This is a genomic window from Paradesulfitobacterium aromaticivorans (assembly GCF_054657415.1).
Genome location: NZ_BAAHYT010000009.1, coordinates 88,579 through 105,984 on the forward strand (window position 1 = coordinate 88,579; position 17,406 = coordinate 105,984).

19 protein-coding genes and 2 riboswitches are annotated in these 17,406 nt (G+C 47.9%); all 19 genes read right to left on the reverse strand.

The window, feature by feature from the left end; translation table 11 throughout:
* Positions 1-42: 42 nt before the first annotated feature.
* The 19 genes from lgt to ACYQ2N_RS05045 all read right to left on the reverse strand — a co-directional run bounded on the left by lgt (position 43) and on the right by ACYQ2N_RS05045 (position 17,315).
* Positions 43-837 carry a prolipoprotein diacylglyceryl transferase gene (lgt, locus tag ACYQ2N_RS04955; protein ID WP_459997901.1) on the reverse strand — a complete coding sequence of 265 codons (795 nt, stop codon included), beginning with the start codon at positions 835-837 and terminating at the stop codon, positions 43-45.
* Positions 838-932: 95 nt separating this feature from the next.
* Positions 933-1,832, reverse strand: coding sequence for a C40 family peptidase (locus tag ACYQ2N_RS04960; protein ID WP_459997903.1), 900 nt, complete (start codon positions 1,830-1,832; stop codon positions 933-935).
* A 3-nt stretch (positions 1,833-1,835) separates the two neighbouring features.
* Positions 1,836-1,973: riboswitch (cyclic di-AMP (ydaO/yuaA leader) on the reverse strand.
* Between the two features lie 126 nt (positions 1,974-2,099).
* Positions 2,100-2,753 (reverse strand): hypothetical protein, encoded by a 654-nt coding sequence (locus tag ACYQ2N_RS04965; RefSeq protein WP_459997904.1) that lies wholly within the window; start codon positions 2,751-2,753, stop codon positions 2,100-2,102.
* Positions 2,731-2,844 carry a transporter substrate-binding domain-containing protein gene (locus ACYQ2N_RS04970; RefSeq protein ID WP_459997905.1) on the reverse strand — a complete coding sequence of 38 codons (114 nt, stop codon included), beginning with the start codon at positions 2,842-2,844 and terminating at the stop codon, positions 2,731-2,733. Before ACYQ2N_RS04970 ends, ACYQ2N_RS04965 begins: the two co-directional genes overlap by 23 nt.
* Positions 2,845-3,058: 214 nt before the next feature.
* On the reverse strand, positions 3,059-4,576 hold the full coding sequence (locus ACYQ2N_RS04975) for a B12-binding domain-containing radical SAM protein (RefSeq protein ID WP_459997906.1): 1,518 nt from the start codon (positions 4,574-4,576) through the stop codon (positions 3,059-3,061).
* 37 nt (positions 4,577-4,613) lie between these two features.
* Positions 4,614-5,951, reverse strand: coding sequence for a B12 lower ligand biosynthesis radical SAM protein BzaD (gene bzaD, locus ACYQ2N_RS04980; RefSeq protein WP_459997907.1), 1,338 nt, complete (start codon positions 5,949-5,951; stop codon positions 4,614-4,616).
* A 6-nt stretch (positions 5,952-5,957) separates the two neighbouring features.
* Positions 5,958-7,511 (reverse strand): DUF2284 domain-containing protein, encoded by a 1,554-nt coding sequence (locus tag ACYQ2N_RS04985; RefSeq protein WP_459997909.1) that lies wholly within the window; start codon positions 7,509-7,511, stop codon positions 5,958-5,960.
* The gene (gene cobT, locus ACYQ2N_RS04990) at positions 7,511-8,593 is read right to left on the reverse strand and encodes a nicotinate-nucleotide--dimethylbenzimidazole phosphoribosyltransferase (protein WP_459997910.1); all 1,083 of its coding nucleotides are present in this window, start codon (positions 8,591-8,593) and stop codon (positions 7,511-7,513) included. The genes ACYQ2N_RS04985 and cobT overlap by 1 nt, the downstream gene beginning before the upstream one ends.
* A 280-nt stretch (positions 8,594-8,873) precedes the next feature.
* On the reverse strand, positions 8,874-9,608 hold the full coding sequence (gene cobS / locus ACYQ2N_RS04995; protein WP_459997912.1) for an adenosylcobinamide-GDP ribazoletransferase: 735 nt from the start codon (positions 9,606-9,608) through the stop codon (positions 8,874-8,876).
* 60 nt (positions 9,609-9,668) lie between these two features.
* Positions 9,669-10,946 carry a B12 lower ligand biosynthesis ThiC-like protein BzaB gene (bzaB, locus tag ACYQ2N_RS05000; protein ID WP_459997914.1) on the reverse strand — a complete coding sequence of 426 codons (1,278 nt, stop codon included), beginning with the start codon at positions 10,944-10,946 and terminating at the stop codon, positions 9,669-9,671.
* A gap of 82 nt (positions 10,947-11,028) precedes the next feature.
* Positions 11,029-12,327, reverse strand: a complete 1,299-nt coding sequence (gene thiC / locus ACYQ2N_RS05005) for a phosphomethylpyrimidine synthase ThiC (protein ID WP_459997915.1) — start codon at positions 12,325-12,327, stop codon at positions 11,029-11,031.
* Between the two features lie 97 nt (positions 12,328-12,424).
* Positions 12,425-12,595, reverse strand: a riboswitch (cobalamin riboswitch).
* A 26-nt stretch (positions 12,596-12,621) separates the two neighbouring features.
* Entirely contained in the window at positions 12,622-13,365 is a 744-nt protein-coding gene (locus ACYQ2N_RS05010; protein ID WP_459997916.1) for a hypothetical protein, read from the reverse strand.
* Positions 13,362-14,096, reverse strand: a complete 735-nt coding sequence (locus tag ACYQ2N_RS05015; protein ID WP_459997918.1) for a hypothetical protein — start codon at positions 14,094-14,096, stop codon at positions 13,362-13,364. The genes ACYQ2N_RS05010 and ACYQ2N_RS05015 overlap by 4 nt, the downstream gene beginning before the upstream one ends.
* Positions 14,077-14,979, reverse strand: coding sequence for an ATP-binding cassette domain-containing protein (locus ACYQ2N_RS05020; RefSeq protein ID WP_459997919.1), 903 nt, complete (start codon positions 14,977-14,979; stop codon positions 14,077-14,079). Before ACYQ2N_RS05020 ends, ACYQ2N_RS05015 begins: the two co-directional genes overlap by 20 nt.
* The gene (locus ACYQ2N_RS05025; RefSeq protein WP_459997920.1) at positions 14,976-15,371 is read right to left on the reverse strand and encodes a GntR family transcriptional regulator; all 396 of its coding nucleotides are present in this window, start codon (positions 15,369-15,371) and stop codon (positions 14,976-14,978) included. Before ACYQ2N_RS05025 ends, ACYQ2N_RS05020 begins: the two co-directional genes overlap by 4 nt.
* Before the next feature lie 274 nt (positions 15,372-15,645).
* Positions 15,646-15,897 carry a helix-turn-helix transcriptional regulator gene (locus tag ACYQ2N_RS05030; protein WP_459997922.1) on the reverse strand — a complete coding sequence of 84 codons (252 nt, stop codon included), beginning with the start codon at positions 15,895-15,897 and terminating at the stop codon, positions 15,646-15,648.
* A 1-nt stretch (position 15,898) separates the two neighbouring features.
* Entirely contained in the window at positions 15,899-16,210 is a 312-nt protein-coding gene (locus ACYQ2N_RS05035; RefSeq protein ID WP_459997923.1) for a type II toxin-antitoxin system MqsA family antitoxin, read from the reverse strand.
* A gap of 145 nt (positions 16,211-16,355) precedes the next feature.
* A complete protein-coding gene (locus tag ACYQ2N_RS05040; RefSeq protein WP_488199453.1) occupies positions 16,356-16,619 on the reverse strand; it encodes a DUF4258 domain-containing protein in 264 nt (87 codons plus the stop codon).
* A gap of 348 nt (positions 16,620-16,967) precedes the next feature.
* Positions 16,968-17,315, reverse strand: a complete 348-nt coding sequence (locus tag ACYQ2N_RS05045) for a cupin domain-containing protein (RefSeq protein ID WP_459997926.1) — start codon at positions 17,313-17,315, stop codon at positions 16,968-16,970.
* Positions 17,316-17,406 lie beyond the last annotated feature (91 nt).

The following is a 17,406-nucleotide window of genomic DNA, read 5'->3' on the forward strand; positions in this document are numbered from 1 at the left end:
CTGCACGAATAAAAAGGCTAAGGAGCCACCCTTAGCCTTCGTTCACGAATTGATCTGGACTGCCTTCTCTTTAGGAAGACGCAATTTGGTTATAATGAACGCTACGATAGCAACAGCAATCATTCCGGCACTGCTCCACTGGGCGGCAGTCCACTGGAACAAGTAGCGCGGTCCGTCCCCTCGGAGAAACTCCAGCGCAAAGCGGCCGCTGGAATAGAGCACGATATACGTGAGAAACAAAACTCCGCGCGGCCATGGTCGCCAACGCGACATCATCAGGATCAAGGCGAACACCACCATGTTCCACTGCCCTTCCCAGACCTCGGCCGGCCACAGCGGTTGATTGCCATAGGCGGCATAGGCCGGTGTCCCAGGTGGATAGACCAAGCCAAACGCCGAGCCGGTGGGTGACCCGTAAGCGTCCCCGTTTAAGAAGCAGGCAATCCGCCCCACAGCCTGGCCAAAAATTAGGCCAGGCGCAGCCACGTCAGCCAAACGCCAAAAATCCAGCTTACGCATGCGCGTATAAATCCACCCCGTAAGGAAAGCTCCTGTCAGAGCCCCCTGAATGGCTAAACCCCCGTGCCAGAGCATCACAATTTCCTGTAAATTCTCCCTGTAATAAGCCCAGTCGTAAAACAGAACCTGCCACAGCCGTGCCCCCAGAATCGCCCCGATTAAGGCATAAAGCACCAAATCCACCAGGTGCATCCGGTATTCTTTTTCTTTAGACGCTAGGAAATAGGCCACACCCAGTCCCAGCACAATCGCCAAGGCAACAATAACTCCGTAAGAACGCAGGGAAAAGCCGCCGACAGTAAAGAGAATCGGAGCCATGTTTGCACTACCTCCTTCATGTAAATAATGAACTCAGTTTCCGGTCCAGGTTGCGGAAACTTAAGTTATCAAACAAATCAGTAGCTTTTCTTTTGCTACAGGACTCTTCTGGCCCCTAAATAGTGTTTAGACCAGTAACTTTCAGAAAGGCTGTGAATTGCCACACCGTCACTCGAAGCCCCTATAGTGCGGCCTCCCCCGATATAGATCCTGACATCTGAAGCCCCGCGAGCATAAGTAGAGAAGAACACCACGTCCCCAACTTGCAGCTGGTCACGCGCAACCGGGGTTCCTACCTTATATTGTTCGAAAGAGGTTCGGGGCAATTTGACACCTGAAGCGGCAAAGACATATTGCACAAAACCGGAACAATCAAACCCTTTAGGAGTCGTCCCACCCCAGAGATAGGGTACGCCGCGCAGGCTGAGAGCCCGTTCGATAATACTGCTGACTTGTGAACCTCCACGGGAGAGTTGGGCCGGATTTGAGGCCTTCGCCGTTTGCACCTGCTTGGCGGGCGCAGAATTTTTCTTCGTGCTCCCGGAAGAGGCTGGTTTTGCTTGTTGCTTTGGCCCGCTAACCGAAGCTTGTACAGATGCAGGTGTTTGAGAAGTTGAAACTGTTTTAGAAGCTGAACTATTGGTACTCGTATCCGACCCTAACTGAGCCGAGGTAGGTTTGGTTTCCAGCTCTACCGGGATGGCGCTTTTTAGTGCAAGAGTGGTTACGGCTAGACCCCTGCCCTGTGCAGGGTTTGCTGCGACATTAAGCGGTGCGGTTGTTAAGCTTTCCTGTAGAGATAGTATCCCTGGATACGTTTGTGTTTGCAAACTGTCCTTACTATTGGTATTGGTTCTAATGATGTTCGTGGCTTGAATGCCTGAAACTGCTGACGGTACCGCGGCTTGGGAAGGCGACAGACTTGTGAGGCTGCTCGAAATCAGCACGGCAGCAAACGCTGTTGCGCCCACCCACTTTTGCTTGTTTGAAAACAAAATTCCTCCACCTTTCTTAGCTTACGAGGTTAGTTGACGGATTCGGGCAGGAAGGTGTAAGCCCTACACGTTAGACGTGATTCACCCCAAAAAAAATATCCCCCGTTCTAAGGATTACCTTAGATTCAGCGCTATTTTGTTTGGATCAAATTAGCCTTGCGGCTTTTCCTAGTTTAACAGCCTGATGCGACTATGAGATGAACAAGTTATGAATTTCTGATGAATTTCTGAAGAATTCCGGTAACTTCTGATGAATTTGAGAGGTTACTAACTCATGCTAAGCCTGCGTTCAAGGTAAACTTGAACCCGAGTCATAAGCAGCACCATGATCCAGTAAAAAAGAGCCAACTCTAAAAACAACGGCATAAACACAAACCTGGCCGAACTTATTTCTTCAATGCTGCGGGTAAGTTCAGGCACAGTGACCACTGAGGCCAGCGAGGTGGATGCCCAAAGCAAAACCGGCTTCCCACTGGCCTTTATCCACCGCCCCGATCGCGCTCTGATCGTTTCCGAGATATAAGCTCCAAAATGGAAAATAAGGCCACTGAAAGCTGCGGTAAAGGGGTCAGGATCTTTCATGCCTGCAAGCGCTTTGTTAACCGCCTCAACCAGACTGGAATTCCCCTTGCGCAATGCAAAAGCATTCTGCGAAGTGTTAAATACCGGCCCTGCTGCTTTGAGACCGGAGTTCGGGTTTTTCAAAAGATACTCGGCCACAAACAAACGGTCATTGATCGCAGCATCGATCCGCCCGGCTTTAAGATCCCCAAAAATCTCGTTCGCCCCGGGGTAATGCACGATGATTGCCCCGGCGTCAGTGGCCATCGCGTCATAATTGCTTCCTTGGCTTGTACCTACCTTTTTGCCTTTTAAGTCCTCAAGTTTGTATTCAGCTTTACCCCCCCATTCTCTTGGCAACTTCATTCATCACGTCGATATCATAACCAGTCAATCTACCTTGATTGTCCTTAAAGGTAAAAGGTGGATAAGTGCCTTCAGTCCCTACCAAAATAGTACCGCGTTTTTGAATCTGAGCAAGTAAATCATAAGCAAAAAACGTAAGTGTATTTTAACTTTATTCAATATTTGCTGAATCAAATTAACAAAAATAACTTGTTAACGGTCGTTGCAAGGATTAGTTCACAGATTATAAGACGAAAGGGACTGCCCAGAAATTTGAATTCTTCTGGGACAGCCCCATGCGTGATTCCTTAAACATACACCTACGCTATAACGCCGTATCCCGGCAACATTTCTCTTATTTTTTTGATGACTTCATTTACCAATGAATCTATTTGCTGATCCGTCAAAAGTTCGCCGGCTTCCAGCGTCTTTAAGCTATTCTCAAAAGTTTCCAGCAAAAAGCTGTTGGCTTGCTGGTATTTTTCCCTGGCGCCTATGGGTTCAATCAATTTTTCGCTCCAGATCTCAGCCATATAGTCAAAAATGAAATTCGTAATTTCTCTCATTATTTTGGCTAAAACCGCTACCTTGGGGACGGCAATCGAGGTCGTGCCTTCATAAGTCAAAGAGGGATCGGTTTGCAGGCGGCCTTCCTGCTCAAGTCTATGGTAAGCCGGGGTTCCTTTCAAAATAATCTGGTGGTGATATAATACATTAGCCGTGATCGACAGATTTTTGAGCAGGTCATTGCGCTTAAGAAATTCATAGTTTGTGCGAACATCACCCAATGATGAATCGGGCTCAAACATGATAAACCCGACATTGGGTTCAATTCCGTGTTGGCGAAGAATCCGGATGGCCCTCTCATTTTGGGCTACGGTGGTCATTTTGTTCAACCTTTTGAGAGATTCATCCCTCCCGCTTTCCAGGCCAATCAGGATATCACGGAGACCCGCATCGACCAGCGCAGCGATCGTTTCTTCATGGATATCATTGACCCGGGCTTCGATGCCAAAGCGAATATTTCTGGATTTCAGGAGAGAAGCCAAACGTAATGCTCTTTCCTGGCCTCTGGGCCCGGGGCCGAAAAAGTTGGGATCGGTAAAATAGAAATCTCTTTTCCCCGTTTCAGCAATAATACTATCTATTTCCGCTACAATATTCTCTGGACTTCGCGCCCGCCAGCGCGACCCCTGGCCATAAAACGGGTTAATGTAGCAAAAAGTGCACCCGCCATAACATCCCCTGCTTCCCAGCAGGTTGACTTCAGTCATCCGGAGCATGGCTTCCGTGCGTACGGGAAAAGGAAGTTCATCCAGGTTTTCTGCCAATTCACGCCTCCGGGAAACAATTTTGACGGATTCGTCTCTCAGAGCCAGGCCAGGAATGAGTTCAGGATTAATTAAAGCATATGAAGATGTAGCTGCATGATTAATCCCGCCGGAAACTGCTTCGGCAATTTCAGCAAACGTAAATTCCGGTTCGCCCAGGATGACTGAATCAACAGCCTGACATTTCGCCAAAATATCTTCCGCAGCAATCGTGGGATAAAACCCGTAAACCGTAATATATGAAGCAAACTCCTTTGTCTTTACCTGTTCCAAAAAGGCGTAGAGAGCCGTATCGTTCTGCCAGTGATAGACCATGTGTACACCCAGAATATCCGGTTGGAAAGCACTGATCCTGTTGTCAAGCTCCCGGTAGGAAAGCCTGTCCAGAAATCCCTCAACAATCTCAACCTCGTGTCCTTTGCTCTTTAGCATACCGGCAACATAACCGGAATGCAGGCAGGAAGAAAGTGGTGTATTGGCGATATCGTTACACCGTTCTGCACTCACGTTCCGAGGGTGCTCCAATAATAGTATCTTCATCGTACTACTCTTCATGATCCTGCCTCACTTCCTGCCACATGAACACATTTTGGCATAGATGGAGTGTTTCTAACCGGTATCTTAGGGTATCAAAAGGTTTCGGGTTGTAATAAACCGGATAGAGTAAGTCGGTTTCATCATCTATAACTCCCTGCGTCCTGGCTATGGCCTCTATCGGTGTGCCGGGTAAAATACGGATATTGTTTAAAATAATTGTGCCCAGGTTTTTTTTCACGCTGTACACTTCATAGAGCCTATCCAGGAGACGGATTCCTTTGTCAACGGTTTTTTCTGTTTCCCCGGGTACATTCACCATAAAATGAAATACGCTAAGCACGTCAGTACGGGCGGTAAGAGCGGCCGCTTTTAAAATGTCCGCTTCACTGAGGTGTTTGCCAAGGATATCCAGGGATTCCTGGCACAAACCATCAGGAGAGAAGGAAAAACATTCACACCCGGCCTGTTCAAACAGGGCCACATTTTGTTCATTCAGTTGGTCTTCCCGCATAAAACCATCCCAGCGGACTTTAAGTTTACGGCGCAATATCTCCCGGCAAATTTCTTCCAGGTGGCCATGGGGCATATTCAGAACCGGATCGGTAAAATGAAAACTCTCAATGCCATATTCCTTGTGCAGGAGTTCCATTTCATCCACTACTGCCGCCGGCGGGCGGCAGCGCAATTTCTTGCCCTGGAGTTTCGGATAAACACAATAGGAACAGTTGATCGGGCATCCCCGTTTGGTCTCTATGCCGATGGTAGGAACATAGTTGTTAATCCCCGCGTAGAGCGAAGGATCGAGCAGCCTCCGGTCCGGCGGGATATAGCTTGCCATGTCAAAATCTTTGGCCGGCGGTATCACTCTGATGCCGGAGCCGTCCCGCAGGCAGAGCCCCGGCAGCGGGGATGGACTGTCTATGGAAGAGAGAAGAGCCGGAAAGGACGATTCTGCTTCGCCAACAATACCGTAGTCAATTTCCGGCAACTCCCGCAGCAGGCGCTCCGGAAAAAGAGAAAACCCGGTACCGCCGGCAATCAGCCAGGCCTGGGGCCAGACAGCTGAAATCAGGCGAACCGTGACCATAAACGGTGGGATTAGTGAACTGGTTTTGTTGGCCAAAGGATCGATATTGCGCAGCGATAACCCTACGACTTCCGGCTGGAACGTTAACAGTTTCTCCTTCAGAGCACCGAAAGGGTCTGTGGCCAGATTCATATCCAGGAGCGCAACCTCATGACCATAGCCCTGAAGGCGACCAGCCAGGGAGACAATCCCGATGGGATAGACTTTTTCCTGAGAAATTCCTTCCACTGAAGGAGTTTGGATCATTAAAACACGCACGCTAATTCACTCCAATAGCACGAGTGCAAAATATTTAACGTAATCACCTTGCTGAGGTAAAGTTCTGAGGCTGAGCCCCGCTCGCCGCACTGTCTCATAGACGTCGATACCCGCTCCCTCCATCGAGGGCCGGCCATCCCGTGTATTGCGGCATGTCCCGTCAGTCGTGCAAGTCTCACATATGGCACACGGTCCGGCCCAATAAGCAAAAGCTTTGTGAAAACCTGCGGCAAAAGCTGCTTTTTCAGCCTGCAATACCTGGCGCTGGAAGGTTCTGGCCGGAGGCTCCCCTTCCAAGAGCAGTGCCTGGGTAAAGTCTTGCAGAACTTCTCTTGTTTTCCCCGGAGAAGGGCTATTGGGCGGGCAGTGAGGTTTTCCGTACCGCTCACAGCCAAACCGGCACTTAAGCTCTGCCCAATCAGGGATATGAATGTTTTCTGTAGAAATAAGAGCAACTTCCCTGAATCCCAGGTCCTTAATCCTCGCTTGCAAGCGGGACTTGGCATCGAGACGGAGAGTTCCGAAGTTCCCGTCCTTTTTCGCGGCAAAGATCACAGCCGTATCGGTTGCCAGGGGAATAAGCTCCGTCGTGAAAAGTTTTAGCCGGGCCAGTTCTTGCCGGACCCAGGTTTGGGAAAAGATTTTGCCGTTATAGGTATTGATGAACATATTCAAATCAAACAGAGCGGCCTTCTCAGGGTAATGTTCGGGAAAAAAATCGTGGATGAGCAAGAGTCCTTCCGGTTTGAGACAATGGGCAGCCCTCTCCAGGACAGCAGGAATCTCTTCCTCCGAATAAGCGTGAATGATATTGGAGAGAATGACCAGGTCAAACGCCTCGTGTTGAACGGGCCAAGGTTCCAAAATGTTAGCGGGACAATAAGTTATGCGCTCTCCAAATCCTCTCTTGTCCATAAACTCCCGGGTAAAGTCCAAAACGTGAGACAAGTCAAGAACTGTTGCCGTCAGAGATGGAAAACGTTCCAGAAAACCAGCGGCCATTGCTCCGGAACCCGCCCCGACATCAAGGATCTTTCCGGCAAGGGGTAAACCTTCCAAAAATGGAACAATCTCTTCAACTTTTGTCCGGGCTACATTGTCCATCGCGCTGATATATTTCCGGCTACGCCGGGCTAATTGCTCAGGATCTTCCTCTGGTGAAGCGTAATTAATCCTTTCACCGGCTTCCAGGCACTTCGTAAGATCCTGCCAGCCGGAAAAGAGCTGCTTGCGCCACAGGATCGAATCTCCCTGGTAATTGCTCTTGCCTGTGACGAGATACTCACTGGATAGTTTGGTATTAAAATAATATGTGCCATCACCGGTCAGCAACCCCATAGCGCAGAGGGCATGGAGAAAGCGCCCAAGCCCCCGGGGGTGGAGCTTAAGTGCTTCTGCCAGTTCGTCAGCGGTTTTTCCACATGTTTCGAGAATTGTAAAAACCTCAAGTTCAACTGCCGTAAACAGGGCCTCGGAAAACCAATACCCTATCGCCAGATCTTCCAGGTACTGGGGGCCGGCCTCCTGAGGATTATGGTTAAAATAGGGCAACCCCCTCATTATTCCTTCACCCCGGACTCATCCCGGGAAACGCCTGCATCCTCAAAAGTGAGCATCTTAGCGATCACTTGAGCGGCGGCTTCCACCAGGTTCATGGCCAGAGCGGCACCGGTACCTTCACCCAGCCGCAGGTTCAGGTTCAAAAGGGGTTTGAGGCCCAGTTCCTTGAGCATGAACCGGTGCCCAGACTCCATGGATTGGTGGGCAGCGATCATATAGTCCAGGGCATGAGGCGCTAACTTTTTGGCCAGCAGGGCTCCGGCCGAAGAGATAAATCCGTCCACCACCACCGGTACTTTATAATAAGCCGCTCCCAGAATAATCCCGGCAATCCCGCCGATTTCAAAGCCACCTACTTTAGCCAGCACATTCACCGGATCGCCGGCATCAGGTTTATTAACGGTCAAAGCCTTTTCAATCACTCTGACCTTGTTCTCCAGGGCTGCATCTGCGATGCCTGTTCCCCTGCCGGCGACCTCATGGACCGGAAGTCCCGAAAAGACAGCAAGAATAGCACTGCTGGGTGTGGTATTGCCGATACCCATATCTCCGGTGGCCAGGAGTTCAACCCCTTCCCCCACCAAGTCGCCAACCAGGTTAATGCCGCTCTCTAAGGCTTGCTCCGCCTGGGCACGGGTCATGGCCGGCCCCTGGCTTATATTGCGGGTCCCATCAGCTATTTTGCGGGAGATAATTTTTCCTTTCTGAACCAATTCACTTAGGTCGGCGGCAACTCCCATATCGACCACCAGCACACGGGCCCCTGCCACCCCGGCGAGAACGTTGATAGCTGCTCCGCCTGCCACAAAATTGGCCACCATCTGTGGGGTAACTTCCTGAGGAAAAGCACTTACTCCTTCGGCCACAACTCCGTGGTCTCCGGCCATAGTCACTATTGTTTTCTGCCGGACAGATGGTTTAAGACTCTGTTTGATGGCAGCCAGTTGTTCCGCCAGGTTTAAGAGTTCCCCCAGGCTTCCCTGGGGAATGGCCAAATTGTTCAGGTAGTCTCTGGCCTTTAACCGCCATTCAGCGCTTAAAGGTTCAATTCCTTTGATAGCTTCCGCCAGTGTTAAGCCCATTTTTATCTAACCTCCCAGGTAATAAGTATTTCTAATTAGTTAAGAACGTAAGTCTCCGGTGACGATGACATCCGGTGGATGTCATCGCCGAGAGCGAAACTCCAAAGAAAACTTATCGCCCGAGGATGACTTACGCCGTTCGGCCAAACCAAAGAGAAGTTCTTCCGGCCGAACGGAGCATGAGTCAGTAGTCAGAATAAGAGAACCATATTCTCGGGTCATACTGAATACTGAATTCTGAATTCTGAATTCTGACTTCTGAATACCTATAAAGTTAGAATTATTTTAAGATAATCTGCAGAGTGAGCAAAGCTAAGACCTCGGCCCATTCATTGAGCGCTCCCAGAGTATCTCCGGTCATGCCGCCGATCTTGCCAGAGATATAATATGCCAATCCGGCTGTGCCGATCAACACACTCCCTGCCAAAATGCTGCCCTGCCAGCCCAGCAAGAGAACAATAGGAACTAAAACAGTCAAGGAAGCCCAAACCAGTTCCCGTGCTCTGACATGTTCCGTAAAACTTCCAGTACCCCCGCCGGTACGGGCATAGGGATATAGGGTTGCACCGTACACCTGGGCCCAGCGGCCAAGAGCCAGAACCAAAACTAATGCCCATCCCTTAGATGCCAGGGGCAATTGACCCAAGAGCACGAACTTGGCCAATATTGCGAGCGTTCCGGCTATTACTCCGTGGGAGCCAACCCGGCTGTCCTTCATGATGGCTAAAATGCCTTCGAGCGGCCTGCCGCTGAACAGGCCGTCGGCACTGTCCATCAAGGCATCCCCGTGCAGGTTCCCGGTGATGATCACTAGGAACGCAATGGTTATCAGGTCGACAGTGGCGGCAGTGAAAACATAGGACAGTAAAGTGTGAATACCTCCCGCAATTGCCCCCAGCAGCAACCCAACGAGCGGGAAATAAGCCATAGCCCGGGCCAGGTCCTTTTCTTCAATGGGACCGCGAACCGTTATCGGTATTTTGGTGAGAAATTGGATGGCAAGTAAGAATTCCAAGGCGCATGTCTCCTAACTTAGATTAGGCCTGTCCGCTTCAATAGTAATTAGGGAAGGAAGTTATGCAATCCCGTAATATTTAGCCGCCACCTGGGCGGCGCAATCCGGTCCGCATACAGCACACTGGTGGTCATCCCCGGCCGCCAGAGCGGATTTTGTCTTTTCCGGATCGACGGAAGCATTGATTTGGCTGTCAATATCAAGGGCTACCCTGGCCCGCGCCATTTGCATATCTTGCTCCCAGGCGTGTTTGTTTCCCCGGGCGAGATCTGCGGCATGGGCAGCAATCCGGGCGGCGATAACCCCTTCTTTTACATCCTCTTCCGTTGGTAATCCCAAATGCTCGGCCGGAGTGACATAGCACAGGAAGTCGGCCCCGGCTGCACCGGCGATCGCCCCGCCGATGGCAGACGTGATATGGTCATATCCCGGTGCCACATCCGTAGACAGTGTGCCTAAAATAAAGTACGGCGCACCATTGCATAAACGTTTCTGAAGTTGAATGGTTGCCTCGACGTGGTGCATGGGCACGTGTCCCGGTCCTTCCACCATGATCTGAACCCCGGCTGCCTGGGTCCTGGCAACTAACTCCCCGGCAACGATAAGTCCCTGAACTTGAGCCGCATCCAACGAGTCAGCGGTAGAACCAGGACGAATGGCATCTCCCAGGCTTAAGGTGACATCGTATTTTTTCAGGATCTCCAGTAAGCGGTCAAACTGTTCGTACAGGGGGTTTTCCTTGTTGTTATGGAGCATCCAGGCAGTAAGAAATGAACCGCCGCGGCTGACCACATCGGTGACACGTCCGCTTCCCTGCAGCCGTTTAAGAACATCAAAGTTATAAGCGCTATGAATGGCCATGAAGTCAACGCCGTCCGCAGCTTGTTTCTCAATCGTCTCAAACATATCCTCTGCCGTCATGGCGACAATGCTGCCCCGTTTTTCAATAGCTTCAATTGTGGCCTGGTAAATAGGTACACTGCCAACAGCAATGTTGGCTTTTTCCAGGCTCAGACGCCTCATGCCGTCAATATTCCCTCCGGTGCTTAAATCCATAAGAGCATCACATCCTGCCTCTTCAACAAAGGCCAGTTTTCTCTCTTCCATGGACAGATCCTCACGGTTGCTGGAGGTGCCAATCAACGCATTGACTTTGATGCGCAGACCTTGTCCGATGCCACAGTAATTAAAATCTCTCCGGTTAATATTTCGGGGAATGACGATCCTGCCGGAGGCCACTCCCTCCCGGATAAAATTGACGTCAACATTTTCCCGTTTAGCGACCGCTTCCATTTCCGGAGTAATTTTACCCGCCCGGGCTGCTAATACCTGCGTCATTAATATCACCCTTTCCTATAATTGATGTTCGAAACGATATTTCCCGGTGACTATAAGTGCCACGCTAGAGCTATGGGAGTTATTAGCAAGTTACTTTGGATGTCCCTAAATATTGTGACACGATGTCCATGGCGCAGTACTTACCGCACATGGCGCAGCCGGCCACGGTATCATCACTCCTGGTCTTTCTCATATACCCGGCGCGTTCAGGATCTATGGCCAAATCAATCTGTTTTTTCCAATCCAAAGCTTTCCTGGCCCGGGAAAGCTCCAGATCCCACTCTGCCGCCCCGGGTAAACCTTTAGCTAAGTCGGCGGCATGGGCAGCGATCCGGGCAGCTACCACGCCTTCATGAACTTGATTAACATCAGGAAGACCGATGTGTTCGGCAGGCGTGACATAGCATAAGAACTCAGCCCCGGCCCAGGCGCTGATTGCACCCCCTATGGCTGCACTAATGTGGTCGTAACCGGCAGCAATATCCGTGACTACCGGTCCGAACACAAAGTAGGGAGCCCCTTTGCACAGGCTCTTTTGCAGGGTCACAGTCGCTTTTAACTGGTTCAAAGGAACGTGACCCGGTCCTTTGACCATGACTTGAACACCCGCTTCCCTGGCCCGCCTTACCAGTTCACCAATAACCACCAACTCCTGAACTTGAGCGCCGTCCAGGGAATCAGCCAAACAGCCCGGCCGCATCCCGTCGGCAATGCTGACTGTTACGTCATACTTGCGGGCAATTTCCAGAACTCGGTCGTAGTATTCATACAGTGGGTTTTCCTGCCGGTTATGTAACATCCAGCCGATTAAATGCGAGCCTCCGTAACTTACCAGAGGATCAAGCCTCTTTTCCTGTTTGGCCCGTTCCACAATGCTCATGGTCGTACCACAGTGCAGGGCCAGGAAGTCCACACCGTCGGCGGCCTGCCGTTCAATGACCTCGAATAATTCTTCAACTTCCATTTTTACGGATGTACCATACTTTTGGGCAGTTTCAGCCACCGCTTGGTAATAAGGCAGTGTTCCCACCGGCATACTTGCAGCTGCCAAACTTTCCTTGCGCATAGCATCAATATCTCCGCTTACGCTCAAATCCATGATCGCATCCGTTCCAGCTCCTACGGCCGCTTTAATCTTGGCAAGTTCACCATCCATACTTCCTTTGCTGCCGTACAAACCAATGCTGGCGCTGACTTTGGTTCTAAGACCTTTGCCAATGCCTGTTGGAATCATGTTTGGGTGCTGTGTGTTCCGAGGTATGACAATGGTCCCTTCAGCGACTCCTTGTCTTACCAATTCAGGAGCAACCCCTTCCCGGGCAGCTACCTGTTCCATTTCGGGTGTGATTATGCCTGTTAAGGCACGGCTTAATTGAGTCATAACAATCTCCTCCTCTTGTTGTAAAATAAAAAATCCACACCAAAACAAGGGCGTGGATTTTACCTTCATCCTCACCTAACCGGCCTTACCTTCGAGGCGGTATAGATCATTACAGGCAGGTCTCCTGGCTCAGGCTCATCGCTTACTCGCCCCTTCCCCCTAGTGGAGTGGTTATGGCGACAGCTTACCTTTACAGTGGCGGGTCCGTCCGGGAATTTCACCCAGTTCCCTATTCTCCCATGCGGGCACCTGTAACATTTGAAATATTATATTGCTAATTAGATTTTAACTAACTTAGTCCCGTTGGTCAAGTACCATTTGGACATTAGCCGCTCCACTGTCAATTTCCAAACTTTTAGGAACAAGAAGATATATGACCTTCCACCCAACATTCACCGAAGCCGACATGCCTTGGATTGTTTGATTAACCTGTTTGAATTGATTGATTGTAAAGTCTGCATTAAAGCGGCTGAATTCCAGTTGCTGCTGACTTGGGGCTTGAACCGATAACATCCCATTCTGCACAGAAATAATTGGGGGTAAAACCAAGTTCGTAAAATTCATACCCCCAGCCACATGGGGTGCGACATAGGTACTCACTTCGATTTCACTGTCATCGACGTCTTTTCTGGCGATGAGAATTTGATAACCCATGGTCGGCGCTTCCTTCAAAGTCAGTTTGTTCGTATCCACTTTGAATTTTTGACTGCTGTTTTTATAAACCCCTGGCAGTTGATCGAGATTTCCTTCAGGAGGAAAGCGATAATCATATACACCAGTCATATCGCCTTCCGTTCTTGCATCTGCTAAGTTTTTACCTTCACTAACTTGCATGAATCCTTGGTCCGGCAGCAGATAGTAAATAGGGACGAGTACAATGAGCAACGCAAGGTATAACCCCGCGAACCGCGCATTATTTCTCCAGGTCGTAAAATAGTTCACACGGGGTCTAATTGCCTTCACCAGCAAGAGGCCAAACCCAAAAATGATTAGCAATAACAAAGGCAGAAGAACAATATTTCTTGGCATGACATTCATTGTCTGACCTCCATTCTGTTCGAAAGAAGAATACTCATTCCAAAAAGAATGATGGATGCGCTCAGGATTTTGAGCGTAAAAAATAATAATAAATGTTCTGATGTGAAAAAGTTAAAGATCGCTATCAAGGAATCGGTATAAGATCTTAATAATCCGATCAATACTGCCGGGATAAGGATAACAAAAACCTTATGAACCTCTATTATCACCCTGATTAAATACCCGCTAGCGGCAAGGAGGATCAGATAGAGACTGGTGACGAAAGCCCCAAGCAATAGATCGGCAGGGACTGTCAAAAATCCGTCACGCATGAACATGGCTCTATCAAGCGTAAAATACATGATCATCCGCTGCAGCACACCCATCAGGGTTGAGCTAATGCCCGCCCAGACAGCGCACGTGATTAAAAAGCCGATATTTGATAGGTTACTTGAGATTCGATTCGCGACCAGAGAAAATTCCATATCTTTATACTGTTTGGTGGTTAATGAGCCGGCAATTACAATAATCCAAGCAAAGGAAAAAAAGATTATGATATTGGCGGAATACGTTTTAACCGACACGGATAATCCATCTGTGCCAGAGCCCACACTTCCATTGGGACCCAGGGAGAAAAGCAAGGCAACAATCTGCGTAATGATTAGCCCATACACTAAACCCGAATAGCCCTTCAGCTTGAAAAGATACTGCTTCAACGTAAGCGAGCGCAGGTTAATCTCGTTTAAAGACATCATCGATCCCTCCCTTGGTTTTTCCAGTCAGATAAATGCAGAGGTCATTAATCGTTACCGATACGGATTCGATTCCGCTTTGTCTTGCTCTTTCATAATCTCCCGGGGCTAAATCCCGTTTTATCACGACATATAAGCTGCCTGGCGCAAATTCCTCTTTATAGATGATTTCCCGGCCTTCAATAAAACGAAGCACCGCCTGAGCATTTCCTCTAAGGCCTATTGCAAATTCCTTCATCTCAATCAGCGGGAGCTGTAAACGCTTTCTTCCCTGATCAAGCAAGAGAACGTCTTCAAGAATTCCCTCTAGCTCTCCTAACAAATGGCTTGAAAGGATTACTGTGCGTGGGTGTTCGATGTAATCTTTGAGCAGCGCCCGGTAAAAGTCCTTTCTGACTGCGGAATCCATTCCCGTTGTCGGCTCGTCAAACAGAGTCAGAGCACACCGGGAGGCGATGCCGATTATGGTATTGAAAGTACTCTTACTCCCCTTGGATAAGCGGCTGTGGCGTTGTTGCGGATTCAAGGAAAAATAGTCGAACAAGCCTTGTGCCAGTCGGCTATCCCAATTCTGATAAAATGGAGCCACTTCGACCAAGATGTCAGCAAGGGTCAAGGAATCCGGAAAGGACATATTATCGTCTACAAAAATCGTATGGGCGCTAACCTCTAAACTATTGAATGGATTATGCGCAAACACCTTGAGTTCACCGCTTGTAGGTCTTAAATATCCGGCAATCATCTTTAACAATGTTGTTTTGCCAGCACCATTTCTCCCTATTAAACCTGTAATTTTGTTTTCCTCAATGTCAAAAGATAAGTCATCGATTGCACTTAGCTTGCCATATGTCTTGGCCAAATTCCTGCACTCGACCACATTCATGGCTGTTCCCCCTTCCATTCTTGGCTGGCCTGCTCAATCATCTGGATTAATTCATTTTCGCTCACATTCAAACGCTTGGCTTCAATAACAAGCTCCCTGATCATGTGGGCAAGCATCTGGTTACGGCGCTTGGTTAAAATAAACTCTTGCGCATTGGGGGACACAAACATACCCAGTCCCCGTTTTTTATAGACAATGTTCTCATCGGCTAAAAGGTTAAGCCCTTTTGCCGCCGTGGCCGGGTTAATATTAAACATATCTGCCAACTGATATTGCGAGTAGATCCGCTCGTCTTCTTTAAGGTTGGCGCTAAGTATTTCGGCCTCAAGCCATTCCGCAATTTGAAGATAGATGGGTTTGATGCTATCGGGATTAAAGATCACGGCTTTCACCTCCGGAACCCTAGGTCATTACTAAAATTGGGTAGGTAAGTTGGCAGGTAGGGTATTATATTGGGTAGTTTAGTGAAGTAATAATATGATGTCATCGGCTCAGTTAGTGAATTAGGGTATGTAATTACACCAGGTATGTTAGTGCATTAGTCATGTAATGTACTATGGTATATTTTATTCCACCTTCGGCGATTTGTAAATACTCTGCCAAGAGAAAAAGCTTTCCGCCAAACTCATTTTAGAATCCGCGAAAAGCTTAGTCTCAATAATTAATCTACTCGATATCCAAATAATACAAACGCTCAAGAGTTATTTTTTCAAGATATTTACCTGTACGTTCGTGATATATCTCTACTAAGGCCAGTTTTATCAGTAAGCACGTTTTTATATTTGGAACAAACTCACCCCGCTCAAGGCGGCTATAGTATGCCTTTTGCACACCAATCCTGTATGCGACTTCATTTTGAGTAATGCCTAAATGGTTCCTTACTTCTTTCAAATTATTCTTTAGCTTTATTTCTTTCATCTTACATTAGGGCGTAATTATTATTATTTAGCTCTTCAAAGTCACTATTTGGAATCCGATTTAATTCCTTATAGTCTACTACCTCTGAACCCGTTGACTGATTTTCTTTAAACCCTTCTAACATGTTACCAATAATTGATACAATCTCATCATCGATATAAACTTCTCCACAAAACTTACACACATCGGCGGGAACATTTTTAACGTAATATAGTTTGCCTTTTATCCTGCGTTCGATTGTTTCATAACTTTTCACCAAGTCTCTACCGCAAAAAACGCATTTCATTACAATTCCTCCCTCAAACTTTTCCAAACCTGGACTCCCTAAATAAGTCCCGCATATTTCTCTACAGACCCCAACCAACTTCGCATTGGCTTACAGATCTAAACTTTATTGTGTCCTTCTAAAATAATTATTATATTTATCTGATAGGTTTCGGAGGAAAAGATCCCCCGCCTTAATTATCAAAGTTACGAACTCTTGTTTTTCCATCAGTTTCAAACTTTTCGGAATCTGTAGCCAAGTATGCCGTCTTTACAAGAACATATTCGTCATTGTACAGAACTACAATATGGGTATGTGGCTTGCCAGGAACATTAAGGTGAAAAACTAATTTTGGAGACTTAAATCCATATGACCAATAAATTTCGATCAATTCGAGTGAATCAATCGAGTTTTTGATGTCCTCGGTTGACAGACCGTCAGCATCTAACTCGGTCAAAGAATGGTTGCTCCATTTGACTGTCTTATTACTTGGACCCAATTCGTAAAATTTTTTCTTCACCTCCAGCTGGCATTTCTCTTTGACTAATTCAAGTAATTCCAGTAAAGTTACCCCCTTCCTTCTACTTATCTGTCTTAAGAATAATGTAGGTATACTTATTTGTCAATATAATGTATACATATTTGTATCTGTAGATAATGTCTATACTAAACATGCGTGGACTCTATCAATATCCAAATTTCCCAATCTAACAAAGTTTCCCATAAAAAAACGGACAAAATAACTAAAAAAAGTTGGCCATTTAGCACTGTCTAACTAACGGCCAACTCTTCGTTATTTAATTTATCATTCCGCCTTTGGCTGCTTGATCACCGTGAGCAGCATTTTGAAGGGCTTGCGTGCTTCCAAGCTATGCGGAATATCTGATGGCATAATCACCGTTTCGCCCGCTTTAACAGTTAGCGTTTTCTCACCTATCGTAATTTCCGCTTCCCCGTCGAGAATCTGCACCATCGCATCCCCAGAGGTTGTATGCGTACTTATTCCTTCCCCTTCATCCAGGGAAAATAACGTGATGTTTACCGCAGGAATCTGAGCAACCGTCATGCTTACCACTTGACCCTGCTGATAGGAAATGAGTCCTTTGAGATTGAGCGCCTGAGAGAATTCAATATTTTTCATGATATTAACCATATTACAGCCCCCTTTTAAACACTTAATTCTTATGAGTCTATTCTAATCTTCTTAACCGATAGTGTATGTGATTCGAATCACTATTATTTAA

What these genes read in the sequence shown, in the direction of transcription:
- ACYQ2N_RS05030 (WP_459997922.1), bottom strand. Translation starts at nt 15,897, where the DNA reads ATGAAAGAAATAAAGCTAAAGAATAATTTGAAAGAAGTAAGGAACCAT.
- ACYQ2N_RS05045 (WP_459997926.1), bottom strand. Translation starts at nt 17,315, where the DNA reads ATGGTTAATATCATGAAAAATATTGAATTCTCTCAGGCGCTCAATCTC.
- ACYQ2N_RS05010 (WP_459997916.1), bottom strand. Translation starts at nt 13,365, where the DNA reads ATGAATGTCATGCCAAGAAATATTGTTCTTCTGCCTTTGTTATTGCTA.
- thiC (WP_459997915.1), bottom strand. Translation starts at nt 12,327, where the DNA reads ATGACTCAATTAAGCCGTGCCTTAACAGGCATAATCACACCCGAAATG.
- bzaB (WP_459997914.1), bottom strand. Translation starts at nt 10,946, where the DNA reads ATGACGCAGGTATTAGCAGCCCGGGCGGGTAAAATTACTCCGGAAATG.
- cobT (WP_459997910.1), bottom strand. Translation starts at nt 8,593, where the DNA reads ATGGGCTTAACACTGGCGGAAGCTATCAAAGGAATTGAACCTTTAAGC.
- ACYQ2N_RS05020 (WP_459997919.1), bottom strand. Translation starts at nt 14,979, where the DNA reads ATGAATGTGGTCGAGTGCAGGAATTTGGCCAAGACATATGGCAAGCTA.
- ACYQ2N_RS05015 (WP_459997918.1), bottom strand. Translation starts at nt 14,096, where the DNA reads ATGTCTTTAAACGAGATTAACCTGCGCTCGCTTACGTTGAAGCAGTAT.
- ACYQ2N_RS04985 (WP_459997909.1), bottom strand. Translation starts at nt 7,511, where the DNA reads ATGAGGGGGTTGCCCTATTTTAACCATAATCCTCAGGAGGCCGGCCCC.
- lgt (WP_459997901.1), bottom strand. Translation starts at nt 837, where the DNA reads ATGGCTCCGATTCTCTTTACTGTCGGCGGCTTTTCCCTGCGTTCTTAC.